Source organism: Williamsia sterculiae (genome assembly GCF_900156495.1).
In the GTDB taxonomy this organism is placed as follows: domain Bacteria; phylum Actinomycetota; class Actinomycetes; order Mycobacteriales; family Mycobacteriaceae; genus Williamsia_B; species Williamsia_B sterculiae.
In genome coordinates, this window is sequence record NZ_FTNT01000001.1 from 483,153 (window position 1) to 506,818 (window position 23,666).

Annotated in this window: 18 protein-coding genes; 9 read left to right on the plus strand and 9 right to left on the minus strand. The window is 68.9% G+C overall.

The window, feature by feature from the left end:
• Positions 1 to 7: 7 nt before the first annotated feature.
• Both BW971_RS02130 and BW971_RS02135 read left to right on the plus strand, forming a co-directional pair.
• Positions 8 to 2,545, plus strand: coding sequence for an ABC transporter permease (locus tag BW971_RS02130; protein WP_076476026.1), 2,538 nt, complete (start codon positions 8 to 10; stop codon positions 2,543 to 2,545).
• A gap of 560 nt (positions 2,546 to 3,105) precedes the next feature.
• Positions 3,106 to 4,317, plus strand: coding sequence for a DICT sensory domain-containing protein (locus tag BW971_RS02135; protein WP_159441818.1), 1,212 nt, complete (start codon positions 3,106 to 3,108; stop codon positions 4,315 to 4,317).
• A 24-nt stretch (positions 4,318 to 4,341) separates the two neighbouring features.
• Here BW971_RS02135 and BW971_RS02140 read toward each other — a convergent pair whose 3' ends face one another.
• Positions 4,342 to 5,091: a VIT1/CCC1 transporter family protein gene (locus tag BW971_RS02140; protein WP_076476030.1), complete on the minus strand. Its 750-nt coding sequence runs from the start codon at positions 5,089 to 5,091 to the stop codon at positions 4,342 to 4,344.
• Between the two features lie 145 nt (positions 5,092 to 5,236).
• On the opposite strand from BW971_RS02140, the gene BW971_RS02145 reads away from it, so the two are divergent.
• Positions 5,237 to 5,500, plus strand: a complete 264-nt coding sequence (locus tag BW971_RS02145) for a hypothetical protein (protein WP_076476032.1) — start codon at positions 5,237 to 5,239, stop codon at positions 5,498 to 5,500.
• Between the two features lies 1 nt (position 5,501).
• The gene (locus BW971_RS02150) at positions 5,502 to 6,320 is read left to right on the plus strand and encodes a Clp protease N-terminal domain-containing protein (RefSeq protein WP_076476034.1); all 819 of its coding nucleotides are present in this window, start codon (positions 5,502 to 5,504) and stop codon (positions 6,318 to 6,320) included.
• Positions 6,321 to 6,342: 22 nt separating this feature from the next.
• Here BW971_RS02150 and BW971_RS02155 read toward each other — a convergent pair whose 3' ends face one another.
• Positions 6,343 to 7,224, minus strand: coding sequence for a 1,4-dihydroxy-2-naphthoate polyprenyltransferase (locus BW971_RS02155; RefSeq protein WP_076476036.1), 882 nt, complete (start codon positions 7,222 to 7,224; stop codon positions 6,343 to 6,345).
• Between the two features lie 158 nt (positions 7,225 to 7,382).
• Between BW971_RS02155 and BW971_RS02160 the strand changes: the two genes are divergently transcribed.
• A complete protein-coding gene (locus BW971_RS02160; RefSeq protein WP_076476038.1) occupies positions 7,383 to 10,712 on the plus strand; it encodes an ATP-binding protein in 3,330 nt (1,109 codons plus the stop codon).
• Entirely contained in the window at positions 10,709 to 12,397 is a 1,689-nt protein-coding gene (locus BW971_RS02165) for a cation:proton antiporter (RefSeq protein ID WP_076476040.1), read from the plus strand. Before BW971_RS02160 ends, BW971_RS02165 begins: the two co-directional genes overlap by 4 nt.
• Positions 12,398 to 12,453: 56 nt before the next feature.
• Here the strand turns inward: BW971_RS02165 and BW971_RS02170 are convergent, their stop codons facing one another.
• From BW971_RS02170 to BW971_RS02190, 5 genes are all read right to left on the minus strand, one after another.
• The gene (locus BW971_RS02170) at positions 12,454 to 13,278 is read right to left on the minus strand and encodes an ABC transporter permease (protein WP_076476042.1); all 825 of its coding nucleotides are present in this window, start codon (positions 13,276 to 13,278) and stop codon (positions 12,454 to 12,456) included.
• Positions 13,275 to 14,282 (minus strand): ATP-binding cassette domain-containing protein, encoded by a 1,008-nt coding sequence (locus tag BW971_RS02175; protein ID WP_076476044.1) that lies wholly within the window; start codon positions 14,280 to 14,282, stop codon positions 13,275 to 13,277. The genes BW971_RS02170 and BW971_RS02175 overlap by 4 nt, the downstream gene beginning before the upstream one ends.
• 360 nt (positions 14,283 to 14,642) lie before the next feature.
• Positions 14,643 to 15,581 (minus strand): type IV toxin-antitoxin system AbiEi family antitoxin domain-containing protein, encoded by a 939-nt coding sequence (locus BW971_RS02180; protein WP_076476388.1) that lies wholly within the window; start codon positions 15,579 to 15,581, stop codon positions 14,643 to 14,645.
• A gap of 288 nt (positions 15,582 to 15,869) precedes the next feature.
• Entirely contained in the window at positions 15,870 to 16,181 is a 312-nt protein-coding gene (locus BW971_RS02185; protein WP_076476046.1) for an Asp23/Gls24 family envelope stress response protein, read from the minus strand.
• A gap of 34 nt (positions 16,182 to 16,215) precedes the next feature.
• Entirely contained in the window at positions 16,216 to 17,925 is a 1,710-nt protein-coding gene (locus BW971_RS02190; RefSeq protein WP_076476048.1) for a sodium:solute symporter family protein, read from the minus strand.
• 205 nt (positions 17,926 to 18,130) lie between these two features.
• On the opposite strand from BW971_RS02190, the gene BW971_RS02195 reads away from it, so the two are divergent.
• The 3 genes from BW971_RS02195 to BW971_RS02205 are packed head-to-tail and all read left to right on the plus strand — an operon-like array spanning position 18,131 to position 21,131.
• The gene (locus BW971_RS02195) at positions 18,131 to 18,937 is read left to right on the plus strand and encodes a DeoR/GlpR family DNA-binding transcription regulator (protein ID WP_407701181.1); all 807 of its coding nucleotides are present in this window, start codon (positions 18,131 to 18,133) and stop codon (positions 18,935 to 18,937) included.
• Complete coding sequence (galT, locus tag BW971_RS02200; RefSeq protein WP_076476050.1) at positions 18,934 to 20,031, plus strand: galactose-1-phosphate uridylyltransferase; 1,098 nt, start codon at positions 18,934 to 18,936, stop codon at positions 20,029 to 20,031. Before BW971_RS02195 ends, galT begins: the two co-directional genes overlap by 4 nt.
• Entirely contained in the window at positions 20,031 to 21,131 is a 1,101-nt protein-coding gene (locus BW971_RS02205; RefSeq protein WP_076476051.1) for a galactokinase, read from the plus strand. Before galT ends, BW971_RS02205 begins: the two co-directional genes overlap by 1 nt.
• A gap of 26 nt (positions 21,132 to 21,157) precedes the next feature.
• Here BW971_RS02205 and malQ read toward each other — a convergent pair whose 3' ends face one another.
• Together malQ and BW971_RS02215 are read right to left on the minus strand one after the other, a co-directional pair.
• The gene (gene malQ / locus BW971_RS02210) at positions 21,158 to 23,263 is read right to left on the minus strand and encodes a 4-alpha-glucanotransferase (protein ID WP_076476392.1); all 2,106 of its coding nucleotides are present in this window, start codon (positions 23,261 to 23,263) and stop codon (positions 21,158 to 21,160) included.
• A 109-nt stretch (positions 23,264 to 23,372) separates the two neighbouring features.
• The gene (locus tag BW971_RS02215; RefSeq protein WP_076476053.1) at positions 23,373 to 23,645 is read right to left on the minus strand and encodes a hypothetical protein; all 273 of its coding nucleotides are present in this window, start codon (positions 23,643 to 23,645) and stop codon (positions 23,373 to 23,375) included.
• Between the last annotated feature and the right edge of the window lie 21 nt (positions 23,646 to 23,666).

Genomic DNA, 23,666 nt, shown 5'->3' on the forward strand with positions numbered 1-23,666 from the left:
TCGCGCGATGGCACTGAGACTGCCGGGACGGGCCGCCGCGACGCGCCTGTGGGTGCTCAACCTGCGGGAGCTGCGCTCCCACCGACTGCGCGTGATCACCTCGCTGCTCGTCGTGGTGGTGTCCTCGGCGCTCCTGGTCGCGGTGCTGGGCACGTACGGGTCGCTCACCTCGTCGGTCCGGGAGCTGAGCGCCACCGTGGCGGGCACCGCCGACCTCGAGGTCGCGGGCATCTCCGACACCGGTCTCGACGACGCGCTCGCAGGTGAGATCCGCGCGTCCGTACCCGCGGCCGCCGCGGCCGTTCCGCTCATCCAGAGCCCGGCCCAGTTGGATCGCGCGGGGGCGGCGCCCACCTCGATCTCGGTGCTGGGGTCGGACTACCGCATCACCGAGCTGAACTCCCGCCTGCGTACCGCGGTGCAGTCCGGTACCGGCACCGACCTGCGGACATTGCAGGACGGTGTGGTGGTCGGCAAGGCGCTCGGGCTGGTCACGGGGGATCGGGTCACCATCGGTGGCGTTCCGGTGACGGTGTCGGCCGTCATCGACTCCGATGCCGCGAAAGCTCTCAACGGCGGTCGGTACGCCTTCGCCTATCTCGGTCTCGCCCAGCGGCTCACCGGTCATCAGGGGCGGCTGGATTCCGTCCTGATCAAGGCCGCACCCGGCGTCGGCACCGGTGCCCTGCGGGCCGACCTGGAACGGGTCGTGAACGGCCGCGCGGTGGTCGTCGATCCCGAGTTCCGGGCGGCCCAGGCCGAGACCGCGGGCTCGGTCACCCGCGATTCCACCCTGCTCATCGCCCTCATCTCGCTGGTCGTCGCCGCATTCCTGGTGTTCAACACGATGACCATGTCGGTGGCCACCCGCAGGCCCACCCTGGCCATGATCCGCGCTCTGGGGGGTCGCAGCCGCTCTCTGGTCACCGATCTGATCGCCGAGGCGGCACTGTTCGGACTGCTCGGCGGCCTGGCGGGAATCCCGGTGGGCATGCTCGCCGGGTCGTGGATCATCGACCGTCTGCCGGATGCCGCGTCCGACAAATACGGTGCGACCATCACGTTCTCGCTACCCGCCTACGTGGGGCCGGTCGCGGTCGCAGCCTGTGTCGTCGCCTGTGTGGCCGCCAGTGCGCTGGCTGCCCGCGCAGTACTGAGCGTGTCCCCGGTGGAGGCACTGGTGCCCGGCGAGGTGGTCGCGCGCGACCGTCGAGCCGGGTGGTCGGCCCGCCTGGCCGGTGCGGTGGGGGTGCTGCTGGTGGGGGCGGCCTGGCTGATCGTCGTGACGGTGCAGGGTCGGGCCGCGTTCCTGGCCGGGGTGGCCTACGCCGTGGGTGTGCTGCTGATCTGTTTCGCGGTCACCGGCGCGCTGGTGCGGGTGGTCACCGCGATCTCCTCCCGGCTCGGTGGTCCGGGGCAGCTGGCCGCGGTGAACACCGAACGGGCACCACGTCGTGCCTGGGCGACCCTGATGACGGTGGCCATCGCGGTGACGGTGGGGGTCGGCACGTCGGGGGCGATGAACGATCTGGTGGGATCCGTGTCGAGGTCTCTCGACGGTCTCGGCGACCCCGACCTGTACGTCTCGTCGCGACCGGCGGCGGAGTTGCCGTCGGGACCGTTGTTGGATCCCTCCCTCACCGCCGCGGTGGCGCGCACCCCGGGGGTAGCGCGGGTACTCGACGGGCAGTGGCTCTCGGTGAATCTAGGGGAGGCCCGGGTGTTGCTACAGGGACTCACCCCCGGCATGTCCGCACCGTTCGTGAAACGGGCGGACCCCGCGGTGTTGCGGCGGGTGCTCGCCGGCGACGGCCTGATCGTCTCCACCACGCTGGCCAGGACGATGAAGGTGGCCGTCGGAGACCGACTCCGGCTCGCGACCCCCGCGGGATTCCGCGAACTGCCGGTGCTGCAACTCGTCGACTACGTGGCGATCGATTCGGGTACCGCGGCCATCGGGTTGGATCTGATGCGGCAGCTGTTCGACCGGCCAGGTGCCACGTATCTGCAGGTCAATGTGCAAACCGGTGCCGATGTCGCCGCCGTGCGCGGGCGGATCGCCGCGGAGATCGCCGCGTCCGGTCGCCCCGGTCACGTCTACACGGGCGCCGACAGCCTGCAGGCGACGCGGACATCGGTGGAGCAGTCGGGCCGGTTCGCCGTCGCCATCCAATGGGTGGTCGCGGTGGTCGCGGCGGTGGCGTTGCTCAACACCCTGCTGCTGTCGGTGATCGAACGCCGACGCGACCTCGGAGTGTTGCGGGCGATGGGTGCCGCGCGCGGCTTCATCTCGCGCATGGTGCTGGCCGAGGCGGCGGCGATCGCGGCCACCGGCACCGTACTGGGCGTGATGATGGGGGAGGTGCTGCACGAGCTGTCCAACCGCATCCTGGCCACCACCACCTCGGTGGACATCGTCTACACCGCGCAGTGGCAGACCGCCGTCTATGTGGTCGTCGCGTTCGCGCTGTGCTTTGCGGGTGCGTTCTTCCCGGCCGCGCAGGCGTCGCGGATGACGATCCGCGACGCGGTCACCGACGAATAGGACACCGGCGACGGAGCGCACGACACGGAACCGGAACACGGGATCCGCGGCTTTCCGGCGCAACACTAGGAGGGTCGACCAATCGGGTGGCCGCAGCATACGATCGACGACGTCGGTACGGTTCGGCCGCCGACGATCCCCGCGTCCCGGAGGCTGAGGGGCAAGCAGCCTCCGGGATGCGGGGTCGACAACCTCAAGGACACTCACGCCGCGAGGACGTGGGTGCTGACCTTGAAGACCGTGTGGCGCCTGTCGGGTTCAGGCCTCGATATGGCGGGTCCAGACCGCAGGTGGAGCGACGGCGGAAGTGCCGACACCCCGGTGCGCACAGGGTAGAGAATTGTACAAATGGGTCACAGCGCCGCACAGTCAGCGTAACGGTATCGGTGCGCTAGGATAACGGTCAGATAACGAGAGGGGTTGACCTGCGGATACATCGCAACAGCGATCTGCGCACCGGTAACGAGGAGGCCTCAAACGCCTCCCATCCCCAGCTGGTGGATTCGGGCGAGGATGGGGGTGCCGCGGTCGATCCCGATGAGCGGTTCTTCCGTCCGCCGATGACCACCGTGCGATACACGCCCGTACATCGGCTCGGCGACGGATCGCTGGCCGCGATCGAGTTGCGCATCGGCGGCCGTCCCGGGTCGGCGGTGGAACACGCGACCGCGCTGCGAGGAGCGGCACGCACCATGCGGCAGCACGACGCGCTGGATCGGGTGAAATGGGATCTCGCCCGGGTCGCGCAACAGGGGGTGCTCCCGGAGGGCCTGTTCCTCCTGACCCTCCTCGATCCGTCGTCGGTGACGGAGTTGGCGCCCCCCGATTTCGCCACCGAACGACGACGTCAACTGGTGTCGGTCGGTGTTCGCGAGGTGCTGGAGAACCCGGGATCGGTCCTCCGCCAGGTGGCCGCGGCGCGCGCGGCGGGGATCACGCTGATCGTGGACGGCGTCGGCGGTGACGACGGTGCGACGGTGGCGGTGTTCCTGATGGAGCCCGACCTTGTGATGACCGATCCGGAACTCCTGCGCCGACCCGTCGCCGATGTGGCGGCGATCGCGGAGGTGCTCAGCGTCTACCGCGAGACCTGCCCGGGGACGGTGGCGGTGATCGACGGTGTCGACAGCCCGGCCGATCGGGTGACCGCGATGTCGATGGGTGGCGTACTCGGCGTCGGGTCGCACTACCCCGCCGTGGTCGATCCGGCCGACCTGCTCGACGTACCGTTGCGGCCACTCCCGCAGACCGCGGTGCAGGCCCCGGAGACCGGGCGGGGGGCATTCGTCGCCGGGGAATCGGTCTACGATCTCGCGGCGGCGGGCGGGCACACCCGACGGATGAGCCGTGCGTTCCTGGAATCGTTGACCAACCACATCGAGGCCCAGGCCTCCACCGCGGGTCGCTCGGCCCTGGTGCTCGGGACCTTCCACACCGCCTCCGACTTCACCGACGAAGCTCGGGTGCGCTGGCACGGTTTGGCCGACCGCACCGCCTTCGCCGGCGTGTACGGGGTGGGCACACTCCAGATTCTCGACGGCAACGTCCGGTCCGCGGCGCTGACCGACGGTGACCCGTTGGCCGACGAATGGAACGTCGTGGTGCTCGGCACCCATCGTGCGCAGTTGTTGTCGGCTCGGCCGCTCGATCGGGGTGCGGATGGCAGCGGCTGGGGAGAGCCCGGCGACGCCGACGTGATGTTGTCCGTCGCCCAAACCGTGGACCGCCGGGTGGTGGCCCGCGCCGCTCGCGTCATCCTGGCACGATTCTGAGTCGGTTCCCCGGCGCGATCCGGTTCAGCTCACCGCCGCGCCGACGGCGCTGCCGATCGCGAAGGTGACCGCCATCGCGATCGCACCGCCCGCGACCACTCTGGCCATCGCGCGGCGCGGTTCGGCCCCGCCGAGTCGAGCACCGAGGAAACCGGTGACGGCCAACGCCACCAACACCGCGGCCACCGCGACGGGGATGCGCGCATCCGACCCGGGCAGCAACACCGCGACCAACGGCAGCAGCGCCCCGACGATGAACGCCAGCGCCGACGACAGCGCCGCGTACCAGGGATTGGTCAGCTCGTCCGGGTCGATGCCCAACTCGGCGTCGACGTGCGCGGCGAAGGCATCGTGCCGGGTCAACTCCACGGCGACCTGTCGCGCGGTTGTCGGGGAGAGCCCCTTGGTCTGGTAGATCGCCGCGAGTTCGTCGAGTTCGGCACCGGGTTGTTCGTCGAGTTCGGCGCGCTCCTTGGCCAGCAGTGCACGCTCCGAGTCACGCTGGGTGCTCACCGAGACGTATTCGCCGAGAGCCATCGACACCGCCCCCGCGGCGAGTCCCGCCACTCCCGCGGTCAGGACCGGACCCCGCTCCACGGTGGCCGCGGCCACCCCCACCACGATGCCGGCCACCGAGACGATCCCGTCGTTGGCGCCGAGGACGCCTGCGCGCAGCCAGTTGAGCCGTTGCGAGAGCGAACCCGCGTGAGGTTCGGCGGGATGCCGGCGCGGGGTCACCCCCTCCTCCGACGTCGAATCCGCTGATGTGGTCATGCTGCCAGGTAAACAGCGACTACCGGCCCCTGTCCAGCAAGGATGCGCTCAGGTAGCCCAGCCTGTACACCACCGGCAGAGTCGCGCCGGCAGCCAATTGTCAATTTTTATTGACAACCGAGTGGTGTCAACATAACCTGACAACGTGCACGAGAACGACGAGACCACACCAGACCGGACCGACGCCGTCACCCGCGGCGTCACCAGCGATGACCCGGCCAAGGGGCTGGCAGCGGTACGCGCGCTGCGCACCCTCGCCGACCGCCTGGAAGAAGTCCAGGTGGCCAACGCCCGAGACCAGGGCTGGAGCTGGCAGACGATTGCCGACGTGCTGCAGATCAGCAGGCAGGCCGTGCACCAGAAACATTCACACGCAGACAGAACTGCGTCGGACAGAAGAAGGAACTGACATGTTCGAACACTTCACACGAGACTCCCGGGCGACCCTGATGTTCGCCATGGACGAGGCTGTCGATCTCGGCAGCGACCGGCTCGGCAACGAGCACCTGATCCTGGGGATGCTGTGCAATGCGCGCAGTCCCATCTACACGACCCTCACCGACCTGGGGCTGACCCTGGACGGTGCCCGCACGGCGGTCCGCGAGTTCGCGGCCACCCGCCCCGACGACGACGAGGCGGACACCACCGCCGAGTCCGACGACCGCGAGATCGTCGACGAGGACCGCGAGGCCCTCAAGGCCATCGGTATCGACCTCGACAAGGTGGTCGCCGCGGTGCGCGACCGCTTCGGCAGCGACATCACCGAGGGCTGGGGTCGACGCGGCAGCGAACGCCGCGGTTCCGGACGGGGCCGTTCGCACCATGGCCATCCCCGTGGACCCCACGGCCGATCACAGGGCGGACCCTGCGGTGAGCCGGGATGGGAACGCGGTCAGCGCGGGCCGTGGGACCGCGAGGAATTCGGCCCCGGCCGCGGCGGCCCCTGGGGTGCGGACGGACCCTGGCGCGACGGACCCTGGCGCGAAGGTCGCGGTCGACGCGGGCCGCGCGGTCGCGGAGGCCCGTTCGGCCGGTCGCGCTTCTCCGCCGACGCCAAGGCCGCTCTGGCCTACGCCGTCGAGGATGCCCGCGGCGCGGGCGACCCCGATCTGATCGAGAAGCACGTGTTGATCGGCATCCTGCGCGTCGACGATGCCGCGTCGCGGGCCCTGATCGAGTCGGTGACCACGCCCGAGCAGTTGCGCGAGGCGCTCACCGTCCAGGCCTGACGGGACGGCGGGACCGACGGTCCTAGACCGACACCCCGATCGCGGTGCTGATCGACCAGACCAGCATCGCGATCCCGGTCAGGGCCAGGGTCGGGATCAATGCCGGCCCCTGCGCGCGAGCACGGACGGGGGCACCGGCGCGGAACGCGGGCAGCAGGGCCAGCAACCCGAGCAGCGCCCACGGGGTGGCTGCCACCAGCACCACGGTCAACACGCTGGGCACGACGGTCAGCACGGTGTAGAAGGTCCGCGTCCGCGCGTCGCCGAGGCGTACCGCGAGAGTGTTCTTCCCCGACGCCTTGTCGGTGGGGATGTCGCGCAGATTGTTCACCACCAGCACCGCGCTGGAGTAGCAGCCCACCGCGACCGCACAGACCAGACCGACCCAGTCGACCCGGCCCGCGACCACGAACTGGGTGCCCGACACCGCGACCAGACCGAAGAAGACGAACACCGCGATCTCGCCGAAACCGAGGTAGCCGTAGGGGTTTCGACCTCCGGTGTAGAACCAGGCGCCTGCGATGCAGATCACCCCCACCAGTACCAACCACCACGCGGAGGTGACCGCGAGGACCAGTCCGCACACCGCGGCAACGGCGAAGCACAGCATCGCGGCCCGCTTCACCGACGCCGGGGACGCCGCCCTGGACCCGACCAAGCGCATCGGGCCCACCCGGTCGTCGTCGGTGCCGCGGATGCCGTCGGAGTAGTCGTTGGCGAAGTTGACCCCGATGACCAGCGCGAGCGCCACCAGCAGGGCCAACACCACCTTCCACCAGTGCGCGCCGACCGTTCCCGCGTCCGTCGCCCACCAGGCGGCCCCGGTCCCGGCGATCACCGGTGCGACTGCGTTGGGCAGGGTCCGTGGGCGTGCGCCCTCGACCCACTCTCGTGCGGTTGCCATGCCGTCGATCTTCCAGCATTAGTGTTGACCGAACACCGACAACCCCCGCAGGCCGAGTTCCGCGCCGCCCCACCGTCGTGGCGCCGCAGATGGCAGGGGCACAGACGGCAGGCACGCAACCGTGGTAGGAGATCGGGTCGTTGACAGAGACTGGGGCGGTGACACCGGTGCGGACCTCGGTCACGATCGGCCTGCTCGGCCCGATCGCCGTCGACTCGGGATCGGGGATGCGCGAGGTACCCGGCACCCGGGCGCGGCGCCTGCTGGCGGCACTGGCCCTGGACGCGGGCTCGTTCCGCTCGTCGGCCCGGCTGATCGACCTGGTGTGGGGTGACGACCCGCCCCGGTCCCCCCAGGCGGCGCTGCACACCCAGATCTCCCGGCTGCGACCGCTGCTACCGGGCGGTTCCATCGAGGCCACCGCCAACGGCTACCGGCTGCAGGTGCCACCCGAGGCCGTCGATCTACGCCAGGTCGCCGATCTTCTCGACGCGGGATCACCCGCGGCACTGGACCGTGCGACGCGGGCCTGGCGGGGTATCCCCGGTGACGACCTCGGCGGTGGTGACGGCGGTGGGGACGAACTGGGACGGGAGGTGGCGCGGCGGGCGGCGGGTCTGCGGCGTCGGCTCGACGAAGCGCGTCTCGCCGCTGCCGCGACAGCGGGCGATCACGACACCGCCCGCCGGTTGGCCGAGCAACTGCTCACCATCGACCCGCTCGACGAGGTGGTCGCCGGTCACCTGATGCGGGCACTGGCCGGCCTCGGGCGCACCGCGGATGCACTGGCCGTGTACTCCCGATTGCGGCGGGCGTTGTCCACCGAACTCGGGGTCGATCCCGGTGCCGAGCTCGCCGCATTGCACCGCGAGCTGCTCACGGCCGGTGACGGCGAACAGCTGCCCGACACCACTGCACCCGTGTCGACACGCGTCGCCGCGCCGTCCCGGCCACACGGGCGCAGCGTCGGGGTCCGCGCCGAACCCGACGATCTGGTGGGCCGGGACGGCGACGTCGCCGCCATCGTCGCCGCGCTGGGGGTCCATCGAGTGGTCACCGTGCAGGCACCCGGTGGTGCGGGCAAGACGCGGGTCGCCAACACCGTCGCCCAGCGGATGGTCGACGACGGGGTCTCCGTCTTCGTGGTCCCTCTCGCCCCGGTCCGCGACGACGCCGACGTGCTCGGGACAATCGCCGCCACCCTCGGCGTCGGGGAGACCGAGATAGGACCGTCCGGCCGCCGCCGCCCGGTCGGCGGAAACGTGGACCTCGCCGACCGCATCGCCGAATCGTTGCAGGGCACCGACGCCCTGCTGGTCCTGGACAACTGTGAGCAGATCATCGACGGCTGCGCCGCCGCGGTCACCGACCTCATCGCCGGTGACCCCGCCATCCGCGTGTTGGCCACCAGCCGGTCGCCGCTGCTGGTGGCGGGCGAGCGTATCCATCCGCTGCCGATGCTGGCCGTCGCCGCGACGGGTTCCGCGGCCACCGACCTGTTCACCGCCCGCGCCCGGGCGATCCGCCCCGGTGTGGCCCTGCCCGCGGGTCCGGTCGCCGCGCTGTGCCGCAGCCTCGACGGGCTTCCACTGGCCATCGAACTGGCCGCGGCCCGGGTGCGGACCATGTCGGTGGAGGAGATCAACCGTCGTCTCGACGAGCGCTTCGCGCTGCTGCGCGGAGCCGACCGCAGCTCACCCGAACGCCATCGCACACTCGAGGCGGTCATCGAGTGGAGCTGGGAGCTGCTCGACGAGCGCGCCCAGCACACGATGCGGATGCTCAGTCGGCTCCCCGCGGGATTCGACGCGGACGCGGCATCGGTGCTCACCGGACTGTCGGGTCCCGACCTCGACGACGCCCTCGACAGCCTGGTCAACCAGTCGCTGCTCGGGGTGGTCGAGCGCGACGGTGCCGTGCGCTACCGGATGCTGGAGATGGTGCGCGAGTTCGGCGAACTGAAGATCGCGGCGGCGGGGGTCGGTGCGGACGTCGATGCCGCCACCGCACGGTGGGCCGTCGAGTTCGCCGCCCAGGTCCGTGCGCTCTACCGCGGGCGCCGTCACGTCGAACTCCTGGCCGCGGTACGTGCCGACATCGACAACGTCGTGTGGGCGCTGCGACGGTGTGTCGTGCTCGCCGCCGACCCGGGCACGGACGACCCCGATCTGTACCGACGGGCCGTGGCGATGGGATTCCCGATGGTCGCCGCGCTGTGGTCCATGCGCGGGCTGCACTCCGAGATCGTCTCCTGGGCACCGGATGTGGTGACCACTCTCACGGCCGCGCCGGTGGTCGACGATGCCGACCGGGAGAGCTGGCAGCTGTCGCTGCTGGTCTGCGCGATGTTCCAGGCCATGAGCCGACACCACGACGTGCGGGTGCTGGCCCGGGCGCGGGTGTGTCTGCGACGGCTGTACCGACCCGACCTGGTCCTGCATACCGAGGCGGACTTCCTCAGTGGCATGCAACTCGCGCGCACCGCGACCGCGGGGCTGCGGTTGCTCGTGACCGGGTTGCGTGACGGCACCGATGAGGTGCGCACCATCGCGGTGAACATGTCGTCGAACACGCGGGAGAACAACGCCGACACCGCGGGCGCACTGCGTGACCTGCAGATGGCGATGGTGATGGCGCGCCGCAGCGGTGACCGGTGGTTGGAGGCAACCATTCTCACCAGCACCGGGTCCATCCACGGCCAGCGCGGCGAACACGCCGAGGCCGCGGTGTTCTACCACGACGGCGCGGCGTTGATGGAGGAGCTCGGTGCCGAACACGACGCACTGCAGGTGCGTGGCTACCTGCTGGCCGCTCTCATCGGCGCCGGTCGCGTCGACGAGGCCCGCGCCGAGCTGGGTCGACTGGTCGGCGACTGGACCCCGGATCAACCCGACCCGCCGGGACTCCCCGAGGTGGTCGGTGGATTGCTGCTGGCGGCAGCCGAACTCGCGGTGATCGACGGTGACCGGTCCACTGCGTCCGACCTGTTCCGCCGCACCGGTGCACATCTCGTGGTGAACGAGTCGATCGAGACGCAGGATCCGGGCGCGATGATGGTCGTCTCCGCCGCGATCGCCGGACTGGTCACCGCGGGGGACCTCGACGATGCGCGGAATTTCCTGGCGCGCGAACTGGTGGCCATGGAGGACATGTTCGGTCCGCACGGTTGGCACGACCTCCCGCAGGCCGGGGCGTTGGTCCTCACCTTCGGCGCCTGGTTGTGTGCCATCACGCCGGGGTCGGAGGACGGCGCGCGGTTGATGTTGTTGTCCGAGCGGATCGGTGCCCGGCGCGACTACCCGGCGCTGGGTGGTATCCACGCGCGCAGACGCGAACTCGCCGCTCTGCCGGACGACCGTTGGGAGGTCGTACGGTCCGAGGTGGGTGGTCTGGCGCGTCACCCGGCGTTGCGACAGATTCTCGACATCGTGCGTGTCCGGCGGCCGCAGCTCGAGGCCGATCTGCCGCGAACAGGTGCGCGCGGGTGACGGTCTCGGTGATCGCCGTGGTGGGCGTGCTGGTCATCGTTGCGGTCCAGCGGTTCTCCGAACGACTCGGCGTGGCCGCCCCGCTGGGTCTGGTGGTGGTCGGCATCGCGCTGGGATTCATCCCGGCCGCCGGCGACGTGTCGGTGGGCCCGGAGGTGATCCTCGCCGGCGTGCTGCCGCTGGTGCTGTACGCCTCCGCGGTGAACATGCCCGCGCAGGATTTCCGGCGCAACCTCAAGGCCATCACCGGTCTGGCCGTGCTGTTGGTGGTGGTCACCACCGTGGGGATCGGCGCGTTGTTACACCTGCTGGTGCCGCAGATCGGTTGGGCCGCAGCGTTCGCCCTCGGCGCCATCGTGAGCCCCACCGACGCCGTCGCCGCAACCTCGTTGGGTCGGAAGTTGGGTCTGCCCAGCCGACTGGTGTCGATGATCGAGGGGGAGGGCCTGGTCAACGACGCGTCGGCACTGGTGTTGTTGCGCTCGGCGACCGCCGCGATCGCCGGATCGGTGTCGTTGTGGTCGGTGGCAGGCGATTTCGTGCTGTCGGTGGCGGTCGCGGTGATCATCGGGGTGCTGGTCGGTGTGCTCAACGTGCGGGTACGGGCGAGGCTGAACGACCCCGTGTCGAGTACGGCGGTGACGTTCGTGGTGCCGTTCGTCGCGTACGTGCCCACCGAGGAACTGCACGCATCGGGGGTGTTGGCCGTGGTCATCGCCGGTCTGGTCACCGGTGACATCTCGGTGCATCACATCTCCGCCCGCGAACGCACCGTCGCGCGGACCAATTGGCGCACCGCATCCTTTGTGCTCGAGTCGGGCATCTTCCTGCTGATGGGTCTGAGCATGCACCGGCTCGTCGAGGACGTGTCGAACAGCCCGCAGGGGGTGGGGGAGTCGGTGGCGTGGGGTCTGACGCTCACCGTCGTCGCGATCGTCATCCGGTTGATCTTCGTGGTGCCGCTGACCGCCATGCTGCGCATGGACCTGCGGCGCGCGTCCACCCACGACTCGCGCAGCCAACAGTGGTGGGATCGGTTGACGCAGATGGACGGTGAGAGTCCGCGGGAGGAGCGTCGTCGCGCCCGGGTGACCGAGCGACTGCGGCGGATGGATGCCGACGCCGCCTTCGTCCTCAACCAACCGTTCGGGTGGCGCAGCGGTCTGGTCCTCGGCTGGGCGGGCATGCGCGGCGCCATCACCGTCGCCGCGGCGCAGACCCTGCCGGAGGATCTGCCGTACCGCCCGGAGATCATCCTCATCGCCTATGTGGTGGCATTGGCGACCCTGCTCGTCAACGGGTTGTCGCTGCCGTGGGTGATCCGCCTCGCTCGCGTGCCCGGAGACGACGCGGAACGGATCGCCGACGAGGGTCGACGACTGTGGCAGCAGCTCAACGAGACCGCGACGAGCGAAATCGATGACATGATCACCGCCGGCGACGTCGACCCCGACGAGGCGGGCAGGCTCAAGCGATACATCGAGGGTCGCGACAAGTGGCGGGAGGAACTGTCCGCCGAGACCCACAGCGACACCTTCACCCGTCTGGTGGAACTCCAGATGCAGGTGCTCGCGGCCGAACGCGACGCGTTGTTCGAGATCCGCCACACCGGGGTGTACAGCTCCGAGGTGGTCGCCGACGCCCAGCAGGAGTTGGACGCCGACGAGATCCGGTTCGACCGCTGACCGACCGACCGCGCGCGCCGGACGGCGGACACGGTCGGTCGACGGGGTGGTGCCCCTCAGGCGTTGCGCATATAGGCGCGCACGGTCAGCGGGACGAAGATCGCCATGATGATCGCGGCGCCCAGCAGCGACCACAGCACGTGGATGCCCACGGTGCCGTCGTTGCACAGATCGCGCACCGCCGTCACCAGGCTGGAGACCGGGTTGACCTTGACGAAGGCCTGCAGCCAACCCGGCATGGTGTTCACCGGCACGAAGGCGTTGGACAGAAAGGTGAGCGGGAACAGTACCATCAGCGAGATGCCCTGCACCGCAGAGGCCTTCTTCATCAGCACCCCCATCAGCGCGAAGATCCACGACAACGCGAAGCTGCAGATGACCACCAGCACCGCGGCACCGACGGCGCCGAGCGCGTCGGGTCGCCACCCCATCGCGATGCCGACCGCGAAGGTGATCACCGTGGCGATGAGATAGCGCAGCACGTCGGCCAGGGTTGCCCCGACCAGCGGGCTGATGCGGGCGATGGGTAACGACCGGAACCGGTCGAACACACCCTTGTCCATGTCCTCCCGCAACTGGGTGCCGGTCACCATCGAGGTGGTGATCACGGTCTGCACCAGGATGCCGGGGATGATCACCGGCAGGTAGCTGGAGACGCTTCCGGAGATCGCGCCACCGAAGATGTAGGTGAACATCAGGGTGAACAGGATCGGCTGGAACACCACGTCGAAGAACTGTTCGGGGTTGTGTCGGAACTTCAGCAACCCCCGGCCGGCCATCACCAGCGACTGCGCGACGGTCTGCGAGAAGCTGATCCCGATGGGCTGGGGCGCGGTGGCGCGGTGGGTGACCGGTCCGGGTGTGGAGGTGAGGGTGGTCATGCTGCCACCCCTTTCGTGGAGTCGTCGGATGGGGATTGGTCGGGCTGCGGTTTGCCGGTCAGGGTGAGGAACACCTCGTCGAGCGTGGGTTCCTGGACGTTCATGCCGCCGACCGCGATGTTCTGTTCGCGTAGTGCCACCAACACGTCGGCGACCCGATCCGACGACGGCATGGGCACGGTGATGCGCGCGGCTTCCGGGCTGAGCGTGGCCTTCTCGCCGAGTACCCGTTCCACCACGGTGAGCGCGGCGACGGCGTCCGCACGGTCGGCGGGGGTGAGTTGGAAGGTGGCCGAGCCGACCGAACGCTTCAGTTCGGCGGCCGTGCCGTCCGCGATCACCAGCCCGTGGTCGATGACCGCGATGCGGTCGGCCAGCTGATCGGCCTCGTCGAGGTACTGGGTGGTGAGCAGCACCGTGGTGCCCTCGGCGACCAGTCGCCGGATGGTGTCCCACATCTGGGCCCGCGTGCGCGGGTCCAGTCCGGTGGTCGGCTCGTCGAGGAACAGCAGCGGCGGGGTGGCGATGAGGCTGGCCGCGAGGTCGAGTCGGCGGCGCATACCGCCGGAGAACTCCTTGAGCTGCCGGGGCGCGGCGTCCTGGAGGCCGAACTCCTCGAGTAGTTCACCCGCCCGGCTGCGGGCGTCGGCGCGGCTCATCCCGAGCAGCCGGCCGAAGATGACCAGGTTCTGACTCGCGGTCAGATCCTCGTCCACCGACGCGTACTGACCGGTCACGCCGACCATGGAACGCACGGCCACCGGGTCGGCGACCACGTCGTGGCCGAAGATCGCCGCCTGCCCGGCGTCGGGGCGCAACAGGGTGGCCAGCATCCGGACGGTGGTCGTCTTCCCGGCCCCGTTGGGGCCGAGCACGCCGTACACCGTGCCGGTGGGTACGACCAGGTCCACACCGTTGACGGCGCGGGTGTTGCCGAAGTGCTTCACGAGTCCGTGGGCCTCGATGGCCCTCGGTGCGTCGAGGGGATCGCGTGATGTGTTCATGCCGCCGACTGTGCCCTCGCCCGCTGTCGTGGGGCTGTCTGGCGCTGTCGTGCGGTGAGTGGCCTGCGGTCAGGGGGCCGGGACGCGCGTGGCGCTGGCGGAGTTCGCACCAGTTTCGCGAGTACGCAGCCACTGTAGGGGCTCCGACTTCGTGAAACTGGTGCGGATTGTCCACCTCCCCACAGAGACACCCGGACCGATCGCTCCACGGTGGCCGCTGGATGTGGAGTTCGGCGCACCCGGGCGGTGGATGAGTTCGCCCCAGTTCTACGAACCCGCATGAGGTGCAGTGGGTGCGCGCCGGCGAAACTGGGGCGTATTCGGGGTGCAACCACCGTGCCTACCGGCAGGACACTCGGCTCAGGCGGCGAACCGTCGATGAGCTCGATCGAACGCCCTGACCAGTCGGTGGTGGTACTTTTCCGGGTTCATCAGCTCGCGCCAACCCCAGTGCACGGGGAACAGGCCGAGATCCATCAACGCCTCATCGCGCTCTTTCGCGTGCCAGTGCCGATCTGCCACGGATTCGCCCGGTCGTAGATGCTGTTCGAACTTGCGCCTGCCATCGCATTCGCCGACGACCCTGTCCTTGTCCCAGAGAAAGTCCAGGCGGAACAGCTCTCGTCCGTCCCCGTCGCGAATGACGTGTTGCAGGGTAGGGGTGGGGATGTCGTGGAAGCTGATGATCAACCCTCGGCTCAGTGACTCCGCGACGCTTTCGGCTCGGCCGTCCGCGTAGGGCAGAGCCGCCCGTGCCGCGCCTACCCCGGTCCGGCCGCGGCTGCGTTGGATAACCGACCGAAGGTCGTCCTTGGTGACCCCGAGTCGCAGGGCGGAGTCGAAGACCACCAGTGCAGACATCCACGAGCCCTGACGGGCGATGTCCACGGCGGTGCGGGCAATGGACGTGGTGAGGACGTCGTCGATCATGACCACTTCGTCCGGATCCCACCGCGTCGGATGCAGCAATCGTGTGCGAGTGTCACCGCCGTTGGCCCTCCGCACCGAGAAGTGCACCCCACGAGGCGGGCTGTCGTCGTCAAGTGTGTCGAGCCCGTGCAGCGCCGCCGCAGAATGGTGGCTGACAGCCTTCTCGATGATGGCGTCTCCGGCCGCAGCAAGAATCTGCAGTCTGCCGAGAGCATCTGGATCGGTATCCACCGATGTGTAGCTCCCACGTCGCACTCGTATCAGTGACCCGTCACGTACCGCACGGGCGAGCCCGTCGTCATCGCCGAAGCCGGCGACCACCAGGCGGCGACGAATTAATCCGTCGGAGTCCGAGGGGAACGAGTCCATGCCGACCACCATGACGGCGCAGGGACGACCGTGAGCACGGATGTCAGCGGTTGTGGACCGGTGACGTACTTGTGGATACGTGTACCCACATGTCGAACACGCACCAGTCTCTCCGATCCGCACCGGTTGCAGGGTGTGCGGATCTCGGAGACTGGTGCGGATGTGTGCCCTTTGTCGACGAGTCCGCCGACGGGGTGCATTCGCACCAGTTGTGCGCGCACGCACCAGTTACAGCTGGTGCGAATCGCGGAAACTGGTGCGAACGCGGGCCCACGCGCGAACCCCGACCTACTCCGGTCCGCGGGCGACCGCGCGGTCACCGTCGGCGGTGCGCTCACCGCCGAGCGGGCGGACCACCGACCACACGAAGAAGATCAGCGAGATGGCCAGCAGGATGAGCCCGATCCACCAGTTCGCGTCGGTGCCGACGTAGAGGTCGGTGCGGTTACCGGCGGCCGCAGGGTCGTCGTGATTGCGCAGGATCCCGGGGGCGAAGCCGGCGATGGTGAGCAGCACACCGTAGATGGTGAGCAGCAGACCGATGATGTTGCGGATGTCGAACAGTCGGGTGATAAGCCGACTGGTGTGCGGGACAGCCATGATGTGCTCCTGACTCGCTGAAGAGACGTCGGTCTCAGTGGAAGACGATGTTGAGGACGACGACCAGGACCAGCATCACGCCGGCCAGCGGGACGGCCCGCTGGATCCACGGCTTGTTCGCGTCGTCCGGATCGCCGAGGATGTTCACCTTCGTCTCCGAGTAGACGAAGCCCTGCAGTTCGGCGACCGGCTTCGGCCGGGTGACCAGGCTGACCAGGATGCTCGCCACGATGTCGACGATGAACGCGGCGGTCGCGGCCAGGAACGGCATCCCTTGACCGGGCAGATTGATCACGTCGGTCTCGGACAGAACGAAAACGGTGACCGCCGAGAGTGTTCCGAGTACCAGGCCCACCCAACCGGCGGTCGCGGTCATCCGCTTCCAGAACATGCCGAGGATGAACGTCGCGAACAGCGGTGCGTTGAAGAACCCGAACAACGTCTGCAGGTAGTCCATGAGGTTGGAGTAGCCCGACGCGATGAGCGCGGTGAAGATGGCCAGCACCGTTGCCCCGACGGTGGCCACCCGTCCCACCTGGATGTAGTAGTTGTCCGACCGGTTCTTGACGATGTACTGCTGCCAGATGTCGTAGCTGAACACGGTGTTGAACGCCGAGATGTTCGCGGCCATGCCGGCCATGAACGACGCGATCAGACCGGCGATGGCCACACCGAGCAGCCCGTTGGGCAGGATGTCGCGGACCATCAGCAACATCGCATCGTTGTAGGTGATGTCACCCGACCCCGACTGCTTCAGGTTGATCATGTCGCCGATGCAGGCTGCCGCGATCATGCCGGGCACCACCACCACGAACGGGATCAGCATCTTGGGGAACGCACCGATGATCGGCGCCCGCCGGGCCGACGACATCGAGTCCGAGGCCATCGCCCGCTGCACCTCGACGAAGTTGGTCGTCCAATACCCGAACGACAACACGAAGCCCAGACCGAACACGATGCCGACCACCGACCAGAACGGACTGTTGAAGCCACTCAACGCGGTTCCGGGCCAGGAGCTGAGCTGGTCGTGGATGGTCGCGGTCACCGAACCGTCGCTCTTGGTGTCGACGACCTTCTCCTTCAGTCCGCTCCAGCCGCCCACCTTGATGAGTCCGAAGACGGTGAGCGGCACCAGCGCGGCCAGGATGACGAAGAACTGCAGCACCTCGTTGTAGATCGCCGCCGACAGGCCGCCGAGGGCGGTGTAGGTGAGCACGATGGCCGCCGCGACGATGAGCGACACCCACTTCTCCCACCCCAGCAGCACGTTGATCACCGTGGACAGCAGGAACAGGTTGACCCCGGCGATGAGCACCTGCGCCACCGCGAAGCTGATCGCGTTCACCAGGTGCGCGCCGGTGCCGAACCGTCGTCGCATGAACTCGGGAACACTGCGCACCTTGGAGCCGTAGTAGAACGGCATCATCACCACGCCCAGGAACAGCATCGCGGGTACGGCGCCGATCCAGTAGTAGTGCATGGTGGCCAGGCCGATCTGTGCACCGTTGGCGGCCATACCCATGATCTCCACCGCGCCGAGGTTGGCGGAGACGAAGGCGATACCGGTGACCCAGGCGGGCAGTCGCCGCCCGGACAGGAAGAAGTCGAGACTCGACGAGATCTGGGTGCGCGCGATGTAGCCGATTCCGAGCACGAAGACGAAGTAGATCGCGATCAGCACGTAGTCGAGTGCGCCGGCATTGAGTCGCAGCACATTGTCTGCGGCCAGCGTGGTGGTCGTCATCCATCAACTCCTTTGTTGAGCGACCCGGCGTATGTCCGAGGTGCCGGTGATGTGGATCACTGGGCACATGTTCTGACGTAACCTAACAGAAGAGAACATCATCTGGCACGCAGATCCGACCTTTTGGTCTCGGAATGTTTGTTACTGTTCGGTTCGGCATTGATGCTGTACTTGCGTGAGCACTGTGCGGATGCCATGGAGAGGAGTGTCGGAGACGATGCTGGCGGCGGAACGGCGCAGCGCGATCCTGCGCGCACTGCGGGACGGCGGGGCCGTCCGGGTTGCCGACCTCGCCGGCGAGCTCGACGTCTCGGAGATGACGGTGCGCCGGGATCTCGACACCCTCGACGCTCAGGACCTGCTGCGCAAGGTCCGCGGCGGCGCCGTCGTCCGGCACAACCGGGGCGAGGAGCCGTGGTCGGCGGTCAAAGCCGCACAGCAGCAGGTCGAGAAGGTCGCCATCGCCCATGTCGCCGCCGCCACCGTGGAGGACGGCATGACCATCGCGGTCGGCGCGGGAACCACCACCGTGGAGCTCGCGCGCCGGCTGCGCGACCGACCCTCGATCACCGTGGTGACCAACTCGATCAGCATCTTCCAGGTGCTCACCGACCCGGTCGCGGGAGCCGAGGGTGGTGCCCCGACCGTCTATCTCACCGGCGGGGTGCGCACCCCGTCCGATGCGCTGGTCGGACCGGTCGCGGACGCGTCCATCGGGTCGTTCCGCGTCGACGCCGCCTACCTGGGTGTGCACGGGGTGGATCCCGGCGCCGGCCTCACCACACCGAACATCGCCGAGGCGCAGACCAACCGAACTCTCATCGCGATCGCCGACCGGGTCACCGTGCTCGCCGACCACACCAAGTATCGGGAGGTGGGCACCAACGTGTTCGCACAACTGGGTCAGATCGACGTGATGATCATCGACGACGGATTGTCCGGCACCGATCGGGCGGAACTGTCGCGTCAGGTCGGCGAGCTGCTCGTCGCCCCGGTCGGAGGAGCGGAATGACCGACACCGCAACCCCATTGGCGTGGCCGTTGGCCGACGGCCGCCAGGAGTTGTTCTTCTCGCTACCCGGTCACGTCCCGGAGCCGGTTGTCGACCGTCGCCCGTTGCCGCCACGCACCGATCAGCAGTCGGAGATCCGGTACGACCGGCAGACCGGGCAGTGGGTGATCGTCGCGGCGCTGCGCCAGGACCGCACCTACAAGCCGCCCGCCGATCAGTGCCCGCTCTGCCCTGGGCCCACTGGCACCCTGAGCGAGATCCCGGCCGCGTCGTACGACGTGGTGGTGTTCGAGAACCGATTTCCCAGCCTCTCCGGGGCCGCTACCGCCGATGTCGCGTTGCCATCCCTCGACGGAACGGATTTCGTGACCGCGCCCGGCCACGGACGGTGCGAGGTGATCTGCTTCTCCAGCGACCACCGCGCGTCGTTCGCACAGCTCCCACCCGCGCAGGCACGACTGGTGGTGGACGCGTGGCGGCACCGCACCGCCGACCTGATGTCGCGCCCGGGTATCGAGCAGGTGTTCTGCTTCGAGAATCGCGGTGAGGAGATCGGGGTGACACTGACCCATCCGCACGGTCAGATCTACGGCTATCCGTATCTCACCCCGCGCACCGCGCAGATGCTGCAGCAGGCCGACGCGTACGCGGAGCGCCACGGCCGCAACATGTTCACCGATCTCCTGGCCGACGAGGTGGTCGACGGCAGCCGGGTGATCGCCCGCACCGAGCACTTCACCGCCTTCGTCCCGTTCGCCGCGCGCTGGCCGGTGGAGGTGCACATCTACCCGAACCGGTTCGCGCACAACCTCACCGAGCTCGATTCCATCGAACTCGACGGCCTCGCGGAGATCTACCTCGACGTCCTCGGTCGCTTCGACCGGTTGTATCCCACACCGCTGCCGTATATCTCCGCGCTGCACCAGTATCGCGACGTCCCCACCCAACGCGAGGGGTACTTCCACATCGAGCTGATGTCCGTCCGGCGCAGCGCGAACAAGTTGAAGTTCCTGGCCGGCTCGGAGTCGGCGATGGACGCCTTCATCAGCGACGTCACCCCGGAGTCCGTCGCGCTGCGACTGCGGGAGGCGTGATGACCGGGGCCGCCATCCGGTACGCGGCACCCGGGCGGGTCAATCTCATCGGCGAACACACCGACTACAACCACGGTTTCGCGCTGCCCATCGCGTTGCCGCAGCGCACCACGGTGACGTTCACGCCGGACGGCACCGCCGCGGTCACCGTCCGCAGCGATCATGAGACCGGTGCCATTCGCATCCCGCTGGACACCCAACCCGGTGCGACCGGCGGGTGGGCGGCCTACGTTGCCGGGGTGTTGTGGTCCTTGCGGGTGGCGGGCCGACGGAGCGTCGGCGGGACCATGTACATCACCAGCGAGGTGCAGATCGGATCGGGGCTGTCGTCGTCGGCGGCGCTGGAGTGCGCGGTGTTGGGCGCCGTCACCGCCGCCACCGGTGACCGGGTGGACCGCACGGAACAGGCTCGCATCGCTCAGCGGGCCGAGAACGACTACGTGGGCGCGCCCACGGGTCTGATGGATCAGCTGGCGTCGCTGTTCGGGCAGGACGGGCACGCCCTGCTCATCGACTTCCAGGATGCCGCGGTGACACCGGTGGGTTTCGACCCGGCCTCCGCCGACGCGGCGCTGTTGCTCATCGACTCGCGTGCCCCGCACGCCCACGCCGGCGGTGAGTACGCGGCACGCCGGGCATCGTGTGAGCGCGCGGCCCACGACCTGGGCGTGGCGTCGCTGCGCGAGGTGCAGGACCGCGGGGTCGAGGTGTTGTCGGCGGTCGTCGATCCGGTGGACCGCCGACGTGCGCGGCACATCCTCACCGACAATCGCCGGGTCTTCGCGGTGGTCGACGCGGTGACGGCCGAGGACTATTCGACGGTCGGGCGTCTGTTCAGCGAGTCCCACGCCTCGATGCGCGACGACTTCGAGATCACCACCCCGCACATCGATCTCGTCGCCGACACCGCTGTCGCCGCCGGTGCGTACGGAGCTCGGATGACCGGCGGCGGGTTCGGTGGTTGCGTGATCGCCGTCGCCCCCATCGATCGGGCCGACGCGATTGCCGAGCGGGTGCACCGCACCGTCGTCGACGCCGGGTTCGCCGCGCCGACGTGCTCCCGCATCCACGCCGGATCGGGGGCCGGGCCGGTCGGCTGACGGCCGCGCGCCCCGATCCGTGGCTGCTACCGGTTCAGCGCCGCGACCAGTCGCGCGAACCGCTCGTTGTCGGCGAGATCCTCCACCAGAACCGCGGCGCCGTGATCGTCGGCCAACGGGATCTGCCAGTTGGGGTACTGCGACGAGTCGGTGCCCGGCTGGTTCTGGATGCGGTACTCGCCCACGGCGTCCACCAGCGCCACCCCGATCAGCGCCGACGGGGTCTCCGCCACCAGCGCGTGCAGGGCATCGACGATGTCCTCGGAGGACGGATCGTCGGGCACCAGCCCCCGCTGCGTCGCCAACGCGACCACCGCGTCGCGTTCTTCCGCGTCGGCGAGACGCTCCTCCTCCTCGCTGCGGGTGAGTAGTCCGAGTTCGGAACGCACCCGGATGTGTTCACCGGCAAGGTATCCTGCCGTCGGCGGTAGATCGTGGGTGTTGACCGACGTCAGACACAGCCGCCGATAGTCGTCCGGTGGGACGGGGCCGTCGGGAGTCTGCTCGAACCACAGGATGGACGTTCCGAGCACCCCGCGCGAGGTCAGATACTCCTGCACGATCGGTTCGAAGACACCCAGATCCTCGCCGACGACCACGGCACCCGCGCGTTCCGCCTCCAACACCAGGATGCCGATGAGGGCCTCGTGGTCGTACCGCACGTAGGTTCCGGCGGCAGCGGATTCACCTTCCGGGATCCACCACAGCCGAAACAGTCCGAGGATGTGATCGATACGAAGTCCGCCGGCATGCCGCAACACCGTGCGCAGCATGTCGCGATACGGGCGGTAACCCCGCTCGGCCAGATGCCATGGGTGCCAGGGTGGTTGGCTCCAGTCCTGACCCTGCTGATTGAAACCGTCGGGTGGCGCACCCACCGTCGCGCCGGTGGCGAGCGCGTCACCGAGGGTCCAGACGTCCGCGCCGGTGCGCTGCACCCCGACAGCGAGGTCGTGCATGATCCCGATGTCCATACCCGCGTCGAGGGCGGCGCGTTGCGCGGCCTCGAGCTGCTGATCGCAGATCCATTGCAGCCAGCAGTGGAACGAGATCCGATCGGCCAGCTCGACGCGCGCCGCGCCCAGTTGATCCGGGTGCGCAAGGAGATCCTGCCACTGCGCATCCTCTGGCTCTAGTCGTTCGGCGAGTGCGCACCAGGTGGCGAACTCCACCAGCCCGTCACCCTCGCGGGTCAGGTAGTCGTCCAGCGCGACCTGCCGGGTGGGACTCAACGGAACCCCGAAGATCTTCTCCAGCACCGACAACTTCTCCCGGTACGACCGGTTGCGACGGATGCGGTCGGTCTTGACGTTGGCCCGGTCGAAGCGGTGCGCCGACTTGCGCAGCGAGCGGTAGTCGGCGGTCGGCAGGTGTGCGACCTCCGGGATGTCCTCCACCCGGATGTAGAGCGGGTTGACGAAGCGGCGGGTGGTCGGCAGATACGGCGACGACTCGACCGGCGGCCTCGGCTGTGCCGCATGCAGCGGATTCACCTGCACGAAGTCGGCGCCGTGGTGGGCGCCGGCGACGGTTGCGATGTCGGCAAGATCCTGGAGATCACCCACCCCCCACGAGCGCCGCGAACGGATCGAGTACAACTGCGTCGCCAATCCCCAGCGCTGCCCGCTCAGGCGCTCCACGGTGTCGAGGCGTGCGGGGGTGACCGCGAGGTCGCATTCGGCGTCGAGTTCGGGTCGCCCCGGTATCTCGGCGCGGATGACGTGCCAGCCGGTGGGCAGGTCGGCCGGCAGGGCGAAGGTGGCCTCGCCGACCAACGCGCCGTCCACCTCACGCGGGTCAACCCACACGTTCAGTTGCGTGGCGTCCGCCTCGTCGCCGTTCTCGGTGACCACGGTGACCCGCAACGGTTCACCGTGCGGGACGTGGACGGGGATGCGGGTCTCGGTGCCGGCGACACCGACCACCACCGGCGGCAGCCGACGGCGCCAGGGATCCAGCTCCCGGTCGACCAGGGCCACCGCGATCTCCTCGTCGGTGTCGGCGGCGACCCCCAACGCGCCCAGCACCTTACGCAGGGTGTCCGGAGCCACTTCGTAATGCTTCTCACCCCAGCCGATGTACTCGGTGGCGACCCCGCAGCGGTGGGCCAACTCGAGCAGCGGGCCCGGCACACCATCGCTGTGGGAGGCGGTCTCTGGGGTGTCCGGCTGCGCGTCGTTGCTCACCAGCAAATGGTGTCAGGTTTGGGGCGACGGTGCTGCGGGAAAGAATACGTCACGGTCACACCCGCCGACGTCGTCGCACCCACCAGAGCCGCACTCCGACCACCGCGACCGCCATCACGGAGATCAGGTCGGCCTGGGTGATCCCGTGGGTCGGGGTGAGCACCAGCAGCACCGCACCCTCCACCGGTTCGTTCACCGGCAGCCAGACCACCGCGAGCAGCAGGGTCACCGCGGCGGCGGTCACGCTCGGCCGGATCAGCGACCACAGGGTGCACAGGACCAGGAGCGCCAACACGGTGCCGACGAACGGGTAGGGGCCGTGGAGCATCGGACCATTGTGCCCCGGTCG